The organism is Hydrogenovibrio sp. SC-1, from assembly GCF_002848135.1.
Taxonomy (GTDB): domain Bacteria; phylum Pseudomonadota; class Gammaproteobacteria; order Thiomicrospirales; family Thiomicrospiraceae; genus Hydrogenovibrio.
In genome coordinates this window covers 23,492-35,659 of record NZ_PKGB01000007.1, presented here as the reverse complement: position 1 = coordinate 35,659, position 12,168 = coordinate 23,492, and the positions used below count along the sequence as shown (strand labels likewise).

Below are 12,168 nucleotides of genomic sequence, written 5' to 3'. Positions count from 1 at the left end.
TGCTCTCAGGAGGTATTTATGAAAACCTTAGCACCCTATTTTATGCTTGTTTTATGCTTTATTTCGACCCAGGCCTGGTCAGAATCCACTGATGATCGCGAGATTATCTGGGTCACCGATGCTGAAAAAACCGCATTGTTAACGGAAATGCGCAACTTTTTAGGTGCCAGTCAACAAATTCTTGCCGCCGCCTTATCAGAAGAGGTTGATGCGATTGAAGCGGCAGCACGCCCTGTTGGCGTTAAGCTTATGAAAAATACACCTGATGCATTAAAAGCAAAGTTACCCAAGGGCTTTGGCCAGCTAGGCTCCAAAACGCATTTAGGATTTGAAAACATTGCCGATGAAGCTTCCGGCATGGGCGATACCACCCTTATTCTTCAGCAACTGGCAACATTGCAAACCCACTGTATCGCTTGCCATGCCCGTTACCAATTTAAGGTGGCACAAATCAAAAAATAACTCGATGACTTCAGTGAATTAAGCAAGGAAAGTGACAAAGTCTTGGTTTATATCTAAACGTCGTTATAATCATCGATAGGTGATTCAATATAGCTATTCAGGAGACCATTATGTCGAATGTCACAGGCAAGCAGATAGATATTCCAGAGAGTTTTATTCTTAGTACTAGCACAGATCTAAACGGCGTTATCGTTTCTGCCAGCCCAGACTTTTGTACCATTTCCGGTCGAACCCCAGAAGAAATGCTGGGACAGCCCCATAGCATTGTTCGTCATCCTGATTCCCCATCACAAATTTTTAGTGACATGTGGTCAACCCTGTCGAAAGGCCACCCTTGGCAGGCTGCCGTTAAAAATCTGGCTAAAAGTGGTGATCACTATTGGGTAGTAGCCAATGCCTCACCGATCTTTGAAAATGGTCAAATTACCGGCTATATCTCGGTTCGTCGTGCAGCAACCCCCGAACAAATCCAAGCAGGTGAACAAGCCTATCAAGACATAGCTGCTGGTAAAAAGAAATTAAAGGGGGGTCATCTTGTCCCCGCCAAAATGCCTTTACGTGAACGTTTTTCACTCTTCACCCACTTCAAGGTCAGTGTCGCCAATAAATTTTTAATGGCCTTTTTACCCATTCTACTGTTGGGTGTTATTCAAGGCGGTATGTCTCTTTACACGGCTTATGAACACAAAGCAGAGTATGAGTTGACCAATCAACAAATGCCACTGGTCACTTTAATTAGTGAACTCACTCACGAATCGCAAAAAGAACGTGGGGCATCCGCTGGTTATTTGGGTAGCAAAGGAAAAAGTTTTAAGGATGAATTGGCAAAACAGAGACAACTTTTTGATCAGAAAAACCAAGCCTTACAAAAAACGCTGGCAGAATCTCCTGAATTGGTTACCGACCAAATAAGGAACGTAATTGAAGCATTACAGACGCAAATTGCGCTTGTCGAAAAAACTCGACCACAAATTGACCAGTTACAAATCAATCCAGCAAAAGCGATCGGCAATTACAGCAAACTCAATAGCCATTCCATTGAAATCATCAGCCTCCTAAGCCGTAACGTCAAAGATAAAGATGAAGCCAAAATGCTCTATGCCATGCAAACGATGGAGCAGTATAAGGAGATGGCAGGCATTGAAAGAGCCGTGCTCTCAAATACCTTTGCCGCCAATCAGTTTGCGCCAGGGTTTTATGAAAAATTTATAAAATTAATGGGTAATCAAGATCGTTATGCTAAAACCTTCCAAGACTATGCCCCCAAGACGCTCGCAAACTCCTTAAATGATTTAACACACTCTGCTGAATTTAAAAAAACCCAAGCCTATCGAGATATTGCATTAAAGCAGAATTATAGCGGTAATTTTAATCAATCCGCGACCGACTGGTACCAAGCGCAAACTGCCAAAATCTCGTTATTGAATGCGTTTGTGCAGATTTTAAATTTGAATATTTCTGAATTAACGGCGCAAAAAGCGGCTGAGCAGCAAAATGTTTTTTGGTGGACCTTTAGCTTAGTGGTGTTAGCGGTCATGCTATCTCTTATTATCGGCTATCAAGTTTTCAGAACGGTGATTGGAACCCTACGTCAAATTAACCGCGTGGTCAGCGAGATCATTGAATCTGGCCGCTTAGCCGACCGAGTTCGCATCCAAGATACCGGTGATGAACTCTCCGCGGTGGCCAATGCCTTTGATAATATGATTGGTAATATGGAAAGATCGATTTTTGCAGTCAGCGAAGTAATGGATCAAATTGCCCGCGGTCATTTTGACCACCGAGTGTCTGATCCGCTAGTAGGTGATATGGACACTTTGAAACGCGGCGTCAACCATGCCGCAGACAGTGTGGAAAAAACCATGCAAGCGCTACATGAAGTCATGGGCGGCTTAGCCAATGGTGACTTTAGCGTGCGCATGGATGACCGGGTTCCTGAAAATCTGCGAAATTCGGTCAATGGCACCTTATCGACGATGGATACCGCTATGCAATCCATGGAAGAAGTGATGACCAAGCTATCACAAGGTCACTTTAATGAGCGCATTAATCTGAATCTGAAAGGTAGCTTTAAAAATCTTGCCGATAATATGAATCGTTCACTGGATGAACTACAGGGTGCGATTACCGAAATAAACCAAGTCACCAATGCCTTGGCTCAAGGCGATTTAACCGCACAATCAACAACCACCCTTGGCGGTGACCTAGAAACCTTACGCCAAGCGGTTAATGGGGCGGTTCAGGCGTTAGCTGTCACCATTCAAGAGATTCAGCAGGCCACACAACAAGTAGCCCAAGCCTCAAATGAAGTAGATTCCGGCACTCAAAGCCTAAATGACCGTACCCAACAACAAGCGGCTTCTTTGGAGGAAACCGCAGCCAGCATGGAACAAATGACCAGCTCAGTACAGCAATCCGCTGAAAATGCAGGAGAAGCCAGTGAGTTGGCTTCGGCTCTAAAAACCAAGGCGGAAAACGGATCAAAAGTCATGCAGCAAACCATTGATGCCATGTTTGGTATCCGTGAGGCCAGTGAAAAAATCAATGACATTGTTGGCTTGATCGATTCGATTGCTTTCCAAACTAACCTCTTAGCACTGAATGCGGCAGTTGAAGCGGCTCGCGCGGGAGATCATGGGCGAGGATTTGCCGTTGTTGCAGGTGAAGTTCGTAGCTTAGCTCAAAAATCAGCCGATGCGGCGAACGACATTAAACGCTTGATCGGACACACCACCGAACAAATCAGCTCAGGTTCGGAACTGGTTGAAGCCTCCGGTGCGGCACTGGATGAAATCAATCATGGCATTGAGTCCGTGACCCAACTGGTTGCCGGCATAGCGGAAGCCGCAAACGACCAATCGAAAGGGATTGGACAGGTCAATATTGCGATTAGCAGTATAGACAGCACGACTCAGCAAAATGCGGCCTTGGTTGAAGAAACTTCGGCTAATACTGAAACGTTAAAAGAAAACAGTCAACGCATGGAACAAGCCGTATCACGCTTTAACTTAACCAAAAAACTAACTTAACCCTAACAACACCAGGCAACTAAAAATTGAGTTGCCTGGATAACGTCTTACAGCCCTACGCTATCGCTTAACCCCTAAAGCGCTATAGAACCAATTCGGGTCAACACCTTGCCCTCAGCACAGTTTCTGCTATACTCCCGACTAATTTTATTTCTTAAACTTATTGAATTTCCTTATGAAAATTGTGTCTTTTAATGTTAACAGCGTGCGTATGCGCATTCATCAGCTCCAAGCTTTAACCGATCAGTATCAACCTGACATCATTGGTTTGCAAGAAACCAAGGTTCAGGATCATGAATTTCCGATCAGCGATATTGAACAAATGGGCTATAAAGCGGTCTTTATGGGGCAAAAAACGCATTACGGAGTCGCGTTACTGTACAAAGCCGACCTTGAGTTGGTTGATTGCCAATATGGTTGGTCTCATGATACCGATGACGCTCAGAAACGGATGATTATCGGTGATTTCAAGGATGCCTCGGGTAATGACATTCGAGTGGTCAATGGCTATTTTCCTCAGGGAGAAAATCGCAGTCATCCAACTAAATTTCCAGCCAAAGAACGCTTTTATCAAGACTTAATGGCCTACCTAAATGATTCTTGTAGCCCAGACCAAAACCTGGTGGTCATTGGCGACTTTAATATCTCTCCGGAAGATATTGATATTGGTATTGGCGAACCCAACCGTAAGCGCTGGTTAAGAGACGGAAAAACCAGCTTCCTACCTGAGGAGCGCGAGTGGTGGTCAACCCTTCTTGAATGGGGGCTAAAAGATAGTTATCGCGTTATTCATCCAACCGAAGACCGTATCTTTAGCTGGTTTGACTATCGCTCAAAAGGATTTAATGATGACCCGAAACGTGGTTTAAGAATTGATACCGTATTAGCTACCGCACCTTTAATTGCCAAAACCACTGACAGCGGCGTTGCTTATGACATTCGCGCGATGGAAAAACCTTCTGACCATGCGCCGGTTTGGTCTGATTTTAATTTATAAAACACCTTTAGAGAATTGACCCATGACAAAACAATTTGAAATGGCCAGCACGGCTTTACAAAAAATGACTTTAGTTCAAAGTGAAAAACTGACTGACAACACCTTAATGATGCTGCTCAAGCCTTTTTCTTCTTTTGCGTTTCAAGGGGGTCAATATGTAATGATGGGCATGGATAAAGAAGAACTAAAGCCCTTCTCCATTGCGTCTGCCTGTCGAGACGATGAATTGATCGAACTGCATATACGTGACACTGATCATTCTGAATGGATGCAAAATTTATTTGCCTTAGAAACTGGTGCCGTTTTATGGGTTTCGGTCGCCACCAATCAATACGAATTGGCCTCTCCTAAGAAACTAAAAGACAAAACGGTCATTTTGATTGCAGGGGGAACCGGCTATGCTCCAATGCGAGCGCTATTGGATGAATTATTGAAAAGACCCAACCCGCCTAAAGTGGAATTTTACTGGGGCGCAAAAACGGAAGAAGAGCTCTATCGAGATGCTGACATGAAACAGCTAGCTGACCAACATGAGAATGTCACTTATATCCCCGTATTATCGGGCATTCAGGGTGTTGCAGAAAGAGGTGTTCACCGTCGAGTTTTAACCGATCACCTTGATTTAACTAATGTCCATATCTATTTATGTGGACCTTGGGCGATGTTCGAAGCCGCCAAAAAAGACTTTATTGCGGCTGGACTGACGCCTGAGCAATTTAATTAATCATTTAGCCTTTCTTAGAGCGAATGCGCAATGTTTGCAATTGCTCTAAGGTCATCCCTTCGACTTCAACTTTACCACTTTCTATTGCTTTGATGGGAACACCTTCTTTCGGCAATTTCGGCAGTTCAAAATGCGTTACCCAAGGCACATTATGCTGATACATATAGTGTCCTTCTTCTAATTCGATAGCTGATAAATTGTAAATCAACTCAAAAACGTGATCGGCAAATTGTGGCTCAACAATGACCTTCAACATATCCATTTCTTGCCAGGCTTCTTCCGCTACCAACGCATTTTGATTTCGAATCACTAAGGTTTCTGTCAGCAATATATTCTCATCAAACAGCTGCTCAACAATGGACTGGGCTGCACCTCTCCCTAAAATACAGACGATGAGTTTCGCTGGGCGACAGTGGTCTTGATTTAACACATCCTTCCCCTATTCTGACAACACTTCTGCTACATTAAGCTTTTGATGGGACTTAGCGCGCCTTTGTTCAATCTTTTCAAGCACATGTGGAGGAATATAAGTCGCGGCCTTTTCTAAAGGCGTCACATAAATAATGCCCATGCCTGGGGTATCCAGTTTCCCGGCAATAAACATTTCTGTAAAAACCTCTTCCTCCTGCTGCTTTGAAACCATAATCTGAACCACTTCTTTTTCAGCATCCACGGTAATACTTAATAGCCCTAAGCGTTCACGAACCCCTGCACCACGCCCATAATGGATAGACGCGCCCTGTGCACCAGCCCCTCTGGCTGCTTCAACCACCACATTACCCTGCCCTCTTGGCACCATACAGGTAATCAATGACACTTCCGTCAAAATGGTCATTTCTTTTTGAAAACTCATTTGTCCCCCTTTGATTTAGCCTGACTCGTCACATTTTTCAGCAAACCGTTATCCAATGTCACGGAACTTTCAATAGCCTCTTTTTCCAAGCGGTAACTGCGATATCGCGTCCATAGACCAACAATCAGCACACATAAAATCGGACCAATTGACGCCATCGCCAAAATGCCAAATCCTTCTATTGCTCCAACCGCTTGGCCCAACCCCAAGCCCATTGCTAAAACCAATGGCACCGTAACAGGACCGGTGGTCACGCCAGCACTATCCCAAGCCACATTTACAAATTCTTCAGTGGACAGCAGGGTCAGCAACAACGCGAATAAATATAACGGCAATAGCATCCAAGCTAAAGACCAGTCAAAAATGATTTTCACCACCCCTAACGCGATACCACCACCGACGCCCAAAGCGACGGCCATCATTAGCGTTTGTTTTTTAAAGGCCCCATTGGTGAGCCGTTCAACCGTCAACCCCAATGCATTCAATGCAGGTTCGGCAATCGTCGCACCAAACCCTAAAATAAACGCGAAGATAATGGTAATGGCAATCCCTAAACTAAACCAATATAAGGGGGAATCGGAAATGGCATCAATGCCGGTAAAGGCAGCCGGAATTAAGGAACCGGCCTGTGTTCCCAAAGCTGCTAGGCCATAGGTTAACCCCAAATTAAATATCACCATCCCTATTACCGAAAAACCAATGCCCAATAAAACTACTTTCACATCGGGAATTCGATCTTTTAACAACAAAAACAACACAAGCCCTAAAAACAACACTAATGGGACGATGGCTCGAATACCGTTAATCACTTCCACAAACGGGGTTTTTTCATACCAAGCCGGCGATGAAGCTTGAGCCATTTGTACGCCTTGCAGTATCTGATCTAGTGGAACCGTTTCATAAATATAAATTCCTAAGAGTTGCACACCAATAATTGGGAACAATGAGGCCAAAGTGACAATCCCAAATCCGGACAATGACTGGTTACCACTCCCCGCCGCCGCCGCGATCCCGATCCCCAATGCCAAAACCAAAGGCACAGTCACTGGACCGGTGGTCACAGCGCCACTATCCCATGCCAAACCCACAATACGACTGAGTTCGGGAATTTGCATCGAATAAAGCGTAATCAGCAATGTCGGGATCACTGATAACAAAATCAACGGCTTCAGGCTCCAATCAAAGATAAACCGCAAGGTGCCAAGCACTGCAGCCAACCCAACCCCTCCCCCAACGACGAGCACCAAAATATCGGACCAATCAGTTAATAACGTATATAAATAAGGCGCTATCATGGGATCGACATTAGAGCCTGCTGTCTTTAAAGCACCGATTGCGGGTTCGGCAAATGTCACACCAATCCCTAATAAGAAGACAATCAATAACACCACCGGCAAGGTAGATTTTTTGGGTAGCTTATTACCAATGGTTTCACCAAATGGCATCAACCCTAACCGAAGACCTTCCATAAACAGCATCAACCCTAAAATGACTGCCAGTAAACCGCCCACAACCAAAGAGGCATCCATAATATGCTGGCGTAATATCAAGGTTTGAAATAAAACCAAATATAAGGCCAGGGGTAAAACGGCCTTAAGTTGTTCTGACACCTTTTGCTTCAGGTAAGGGGTGAGTAACCGTTGGACATCGGTTCTCGTCACCTCAATTTTTTGATAAGCCGCTTCGGGGGACTTTGTCAGTTCATTATAGGTTATGACTTTGGTGTTAAAGCGTTCCTGCTGAACCAGTTCGTGAAAAGGGATTTTCTTCATGAATCTTCAACTCACTGTTTCAATTGTATCACCAGTTGCTCAATCGCTTGAGCACGGTGACTAAGAGAATTTTTTAATGATTTTGATAATTCAGCTACCGAGCAACCTTGGTCAGCCATCCAAATAATGGGGTCATAACCAAATCCACCCGTGCCCTTAGGTTCGCTCATAACCGAACCACACCATTTCCCCAATCCAATAACAGGGGTAGGGTCTAAAGGATGACGAACAAAAACCATTGCACAATAATAGCAGGCTTGACGATTCTGACTATTCGATTGCGCCAATTCGGCTAACAATTTTTCATTATTACGTTGATCTGACGCTGGTAAGCCTTGATAGCCTTCCGAGTAACGTGCTGAATAAATTCCAGGTTGTCCGCCTAAAGCATCCACCTCTAACCCAGAGTCATCGGCAATCGCCGGAAACCCGGTTTTTTCACTGGCAAACCGGGCCTTTATCAAAGCATTTTCAATAAACGTCAACCCATCCTCTACCGCTTCTTCAGTAAAAAACTGCTTTTGCGGCACTATCGCCATTCCTAACGGGGACAATAGCGTTTGCATTTCGGCCAACTTGCCAGCATTTCCGGTTGCCAATACCACAGTTTGCATTTATGCCTCCAAACAGGCTTTTTGTATAGAAATTAACTCAGCAATGCCTTTTTGCCCCAAGGCTAACATGGCATTCATTTCCATCATTGAAAATGGTGCCGCTTCGGCTGTGCCTTGTACCTCAATAAATTCACCCTTTTCTGTCATTACCAAATTCATATCCGTCTCAGCGTTAGAATCTTCTGCATAATCCAAATCCAAAACCGGGTGACCTTGATAGATACCGACCGAAACAGATCCGACGCCATGCAAAATAGGAGTTGTATTCAATAACCCCTTTTCCAATAGCTTTTGAATGGCCAGTGATATCGCAACAAACCCACCGGTAATGGATGCCGTACGGGTGCCACCATCCGCTTGAATCACATCACAGTCTACCAAAACGGTTCTTTCACCCAGCGCCGTCAAATCCACAGCAGCTCGCAGGGATCGACCAATCAAACGTTGAATTTCAACCGTGCGCGCCCCTTGTTTTCCAGCACTGGCTTCTCGGCGCATGCGGTTATCGGTAGAACGCGGTAACATCCCGTATTCTGCCGTAATCCAACCTTGTGATTTTCCACGTAGAAATGGGGGCACTTTTTCTTCGACAGTTGCATTACAAATAACCTTGGTATCGCCAAACTCAACCAATACCGATCCTTCCGCATGCTTGGTAAAATGCTTGGTAAATTGAATTTGCCGTAACTGATCTAATGCTCTCCCACTTGGCCGCATGCACATCTCCTAAAATTGTTACTATAACCATATTTAAAAACGAAATAAATTATACATTAATGCATGACTCGGACATGGCTTTCCCCCTACAGCGGGTCATAAGCTTTATTTCTTGACATCAATCAATATTTTTATTTGAATTTTTCCTTAAACGTCAGTATAGTTCGGAATGTTGTCAGGAATAACAACTTATCAGAGGAAATATAAATGAGCAATTTAATACAAATGATTGGCGTTCTAGCAATCGCAGTTGTCATCCCATTACTTGTTTTATTGGGTATTTGGGCAGACGTTTTACCTCAATCTTTACAAGTCGCAATTGGCATGTTCGGCGTCATTTTCGCAGCAACATTTATTGTTGGCGGAAATCTATACCTTATGTATAGTGACATCAAAACCAAGCGCTATTCAAAGTAAAATTGCGCTGTGGATCAAAAAACCCAGTTTTACTGGGTTTTTTTTCACCTGCAGAATGGAGATAATATCTAAACCTACCTTGTCACTCTCCTCAACACCAGTCAAAACTTTTGTATAATACGTTCGATATATATTTTTTCTAACTCTAGTGACCAAATTGTGAGTCCAAAGCCCTAAATGAACGCTGACACGCCAGAGCAACCAACGCCCCCCCCAAAAAAGCCGAAACGCCGTTTTTTTAGACGCTTATTTTGGTTATTTTTTTGGTTTGGGATGGTGTTAACCCCCCTTGCAGCAGGCACGGCCTATTATATTAAAATTTATCCTACCTTACCGGATGCGTCTGAACTTGAAGATGTCACTTACCAAGTCCCATTAAAAATCGTAACCCAAGATGGGAAACTGATTAGTGAAATCGGTACAAAAAAACGCATCCCACTCACCTATCCCGAAATCCCACTAACGATGACCCAAGCGATTATCTCAGCAGAAGATGAAAACTTCTTTAATCATGGCGGAGTGGATTACAAGGGGATCGCGCGTGCAGTCTATGAACTCATTACGACAGGTAGTAAAAAATCTGGCGGTTCGACCATTACCATGCAAGTTGCGCGCAACTTTTTCCTCAGTAAAAAGAAAACTTACTTAAGGAAGTTCAATGAAATCGTGTTGTCTTACAAGATTGAACATCAGATCAGTAAGCAACAAATCCTAGCACTGTATCTCAACAAAATCTTTTTGGGCTACCGCTCCTATGGGGTTGCCGCCGCAGCGAGAACTTATTACAACAAAGATCTAGCGAACCTTTCATTGGACGAGTTCGCGATGATTGCCGGTTTACCAAAGGCACCGTCACGCTATAACCCAATCTACAACCCCAAAAGAGCTCAAATTCGTCGTAATTATGTATTAAGACGCATGTATGACAATGGCTATATTTCTTTGACCGAAATGCAAGCCGCCCAGGCGGTTCCAGTTCATGCAAAACTCTCCAGTGCAAACATCGACATTGAAGCCGGCTATGTTGCTGAAATGGCACGCCGATTTGCGCTTGACCGATTTGGCAAAGAAGCCCTAAAAAATGGCTTAACTGTTATGACGACAATTGATAGTCAGCTTCAAGCCGTCGCCAATTCAGCCATCCGAGACGGTTTACAAGACTATGAACGTCGTCACGGTTATCGCGGGGTTATCCGTCATCTGCCACCAACCTTACTGACCGATCCAGAACAGTTGCTAGATGAGCTAGATAACACTGAAAAATTTGGCTCACTCGAAGTTGGCGTGATCAAAACCGTGGCGACCGAAACAGCCGAAGTCATGATGCAAAACGAGCAAATCATTACCTTGCAGCTTGAAGACATTCAATGGGCGGCTCCCTACATTGACACTAATAAAACGGGCGACACGCCATCCGACCTTAACAGCATATTTAAAGCGGGCGATGTTATTTATTTACAATATTTAAATAATCACTGGCAACTGGCACAGAACCCACTCACCGAAGCTGGCCTGATTTCAATCAATCCCAAAGATGGCCGCATTTTTGCACTCGTGGGTGGCTTTGATTATTTCAAGAGCAAGTTTAACCGCGTCACCCAAGCCCATCGCCAAGTCGGCTCTAATATTAAACCCTTTTTATATTCCAGTGCGTTAGAAAAAGGATTTACCGCCGCCAGCATTATTAACGATGCGCCTGTGGTGTTTCACGATGCCGCTTTAGAAGAATCTTGGCGCCCTGAAAACTATTCTGGACGCTTTTATGGCCCGACTCGGTTGCGCAATGCTCTAGCCCATTCTCGAAACCTGGTTTCCATTCGGTTATTACAACAAATTGGCGTTGGCTACGCACTGGACTATTTTGCCCGTTTTGGCTTCCCCGAAGAACGCTTAAATGCCCACCGTGACCTCTCTTTGGCTTTGGGGTCGGTTCAGCTTACGCCTTGGCAAGTAGTCAAGGGGTATGCCGCATTTGCCAATGGTGGCTACGGAATTGATCCCTATTTAATTGATACCATCACCGATTTTGATGGCAATATTCTCTATAAAGCACAGCCACTCACTGCTTGTGAAAATCAATGTTTTGAGGGCATTCCAAATAATGCGCCGAGTATCATTACCCCACAGAATGCTTATATCATGACCACGCTCATGCAAGATGTTATCAATTTTGGGTCTGGGCGCAAAGCTAAGGTACTGAACCGCAATGACATTGCCGGTAAAACGGGCACCACCAATGATCAAAAAGACGCTTGGTTTTCAGGATTTAGCCCAGATATTGCCACCACCGTTTGGGTAGGCTTTGATCAACCCAAAAGCTTAGGTCGCTCCGAAGTGGGAGGGCGCGCAGCCTTGCCGATTTGGATTGACTATATGCGTGAAGCCCTTCAACCTTATCCTAATGCGCCATTTGCCATTCCCGAAGGGCTGGTTAATATCCCGATTGATCCTGCGACAGGCCAAGCCGTATTAGCCGACGAACCGAATGCCTTTTTTGAAGTCTTCCGTGAAGCTTATGCGCCAGTGATTCCCGACCTTTCTGAAAAACGTATTGAAGAGATGACTCAAGAACTATTTGAATAG

11 protein-coding genes are annotated in these 12,168 nt (G+C 44.5%); 6 read left to right on the top strand and 5 right to left on the bottom strand.

Annotated features, from left to right (window positions below):
* Positions 1-18: 18 nt before the first annotated feature.
* The 4 genes from CYQ88_RS05400 to CYQ88_RS05385 all read left to right on the top strand — a co-directional run bounded on the left by CYQ88_RS05400 (position 19) and on the right by CYQ88_RS05385 (position 5,212).
* A complete protein-coding gene (locus CYQ88_RS05400) occupies positions 19-462 on the top strand; it encodes a hypothetical protein (protein WP_101840332.1) in 444 nt (147 codons plus the stop codon).
* A gap of 110 nt (positions 463-572) precedes the next feature.
* Positions 573-3,491 (top strand): nitrate- and nitrite sensing domain-containing protein, encoded by a 2,919-nt coding sequence (locus tag CYQ88_RS05395; RefSeq protein ID WP_101840331.1) that lies wholly within the window; start codon positions 573-575, stop codon positions 3,489-3,491.
* A 175-nt stretch (positions 3,492-3,666) separates the two neighbouring features.
* The gene (xthA, locus tag CYQ88_RS05390) at positions 3,667-4,488 is read left to right on the top strand and encodes an exodeoxyribonuclease III (RefSeq protein ID WP_101840330.1); all 822 of its coding nucleotides are present in this window, start codon (positions 3,667-3,669) and stop codon (positions 4,486-4,488) included.
* Positions 4,489-4,510: 22 nt separating this feature from the next.
* Complete coding sequence (locus CYQ88_RS05385; protein ID WP_101840329.1) at positions 4,511-5,212, top strand: hypothetical protein; 702 nt, start codon at positions 4,511-4,513, stop codon at positions 5,210-5,212.
* A 4-nt stretch (positions 5,213-5,216) separates the two neighbouring features.
* On the opposite strand, the gene CYQ88_RS05380 is transcribed toward CYQ88_RS05385, so the two are convergent.
* From CYQ88_RS05380 to rph, 5 genes are read right to left on the bottom strand one after another with little or no spacing between them, the layout of a single operon-like run.
* Entirely contained in the window at positions 5,217-5,642 is a 426-nt protein-coding gene (locus CYQ88_RS05380; protein ID WP_101840328.1) for a hypothetical protein, read from the bottom strand.
* A 9-nt stretch (positions 5,643-5,651) separates the two neighbouring features.
* Positions 5,652-6,065: a P-II family nitrogen regulator gene (locus CYQ88_RS05375; protein WP_101840327.1), complete on the bottom strand. Its 414-nt coding sequence runs from the start codon at positions 6,063-6,065 to the stop codon at positions 5,652-5,654.
* Positions 6,062-7,837 (bottom strand): DUF1538 domain-containing protein, encoded by a 1,776-nt coding sequence (locus tag CYQ88_RS05370; protein WP_101840326.1) that lies wholly within the window; start codon positions 7,835-7,837, stop codon positions 6,062-6,064. Before CYQ88_RS05370 ends, CYQ88_RS05375 begins: the two co-directional genes overlap by 4 nt.
* An 11-nt stretch (positions 7,838-7,848) precedes the next feature.
* A complete protein-coding gene (rdgB, locus tag CYQ88_RS05365; RefSeq protein ID WP_101840325.1) occupies positions 7,849-8,451 on the bottom strand; it encodes an RdgB/HAM1 family non-canonical purine NTP pyrophosphatase in 603 nt (200 codons plus the stop codon).
* Positions 8,452-9,168: a ribonuclease PH gene (gene rph, locus CYQ88_RS05360; RefSeq protein ID WP_101840324.1), complete on the bottom strand. Its 717-nt coding sequence runs from the start codon at positions 9,166-9,168 to the stop codon at positions 8,452-8,454. It lies immediately after the preceding gene.
* A 207-nt stretch (positions 9,169-9,375) separates the two neighbouring features.
* Here rph and CYQ88_RS05355 point away from each other — a divergent pair, with 207 nt between their 5' ends.
* Positions 9,376-9,585 (top strand): hypothetical protein, encoded by a 210-nt coding sequence (locus CYQ88_RS05355; protein WP_101840323.1) that lies wholly within the window; start codon positions 9,376-9,378, stop codon positions 9,583-9,585.
* Positions 9,586-9,762: 177 nt separating this feature from the next.
* Positions 9,763-12,168 (top strand): penicillin-binding protein 1A, encoded by a 2,406-nt coding sequence (locus CYQ88_RS05350; RefSeq protein WP_101840322.1) that lies wholly within the window; start codon positions 9,763-9,765, stop codon positions 12,166-12,168.

What these genes read in the sequence shown, in the direction of transcription:
- CYQ88_RS05400 (WP_101840332.1), top strand. Translation starts at nt 19, where the DNA reads ATGAAAACCTTAGCACCCTATTTTATGCTTGTTTTATGCTTTATTTCG.
- CYQ88_RS05395 (WP_101840331.1), top strand. Translation starts at nt 573, where the DNA reads ATGTCGAATGTCACAGGCAAGCAGATAGATATTCCAGAGAGTTTTATT.
- xthA (WP_101840330.1), top strand. Translation starts at nt 3,667, where the DNA reads ATGAAAATTGTGTCTTTTAATGTTAACAGCGTGCGTATGCGCATTCAT.
- CYQ88_RS05385 (WP_101840329.1), top strand. Translation starts at nt 4,511, where the DNA reads ATGACAAAACAATTTGAAATGGCCAGCACGGCTTTACAAAAAATGACT.
- CYQ88_RS05375 (WP_101840327.1), bottom strand. Translation starts at nt 6,065, where the DNA reads ATGAGTTTTCAAAAAGAAATGACCATTTTGACGGAAGTGTCATTGATT.
- CYQ88_RS05370 (WP_101840326.1), bottom strand. Translation starts at nt 7,837, where the DNA reads ATGAAGAAAATCCCTTTTCACGAACTGGTTCAGCAGGAACGCTTTAAC.
- rdgB (WP_101840325.1), bottom strand. Translation starts at nt 8,451, where the DNA reads ATGCAAACTGTGGTATTGGCAACCGGAAATGCTGGCAAGTTGGCCGAA.
- rph (WP_101840324.1), bottom strand. Translation starts at nt 9,168, where the DNA reads ATGCGGCCAAGTGGGAGAGCATTAGATCAGTTACGGCAAATTCAATTT.
- CYQ88_RS05355 (WP_101840323.1), top strand. Translation starts at nt 9,376, where the DNA reads ATGAGCAATTTAATACAAATGATTGGCGTTCTAGCAATCGCAGTTGTC.
- CYQ88_RS05350 (WP_101840322.1), top strand. Translation starts at nt 9,763, where the DNA reads ATGAACGCTGACACGCCAGAGCAACCAACGCCCCCCCCAAAAAAGCCG.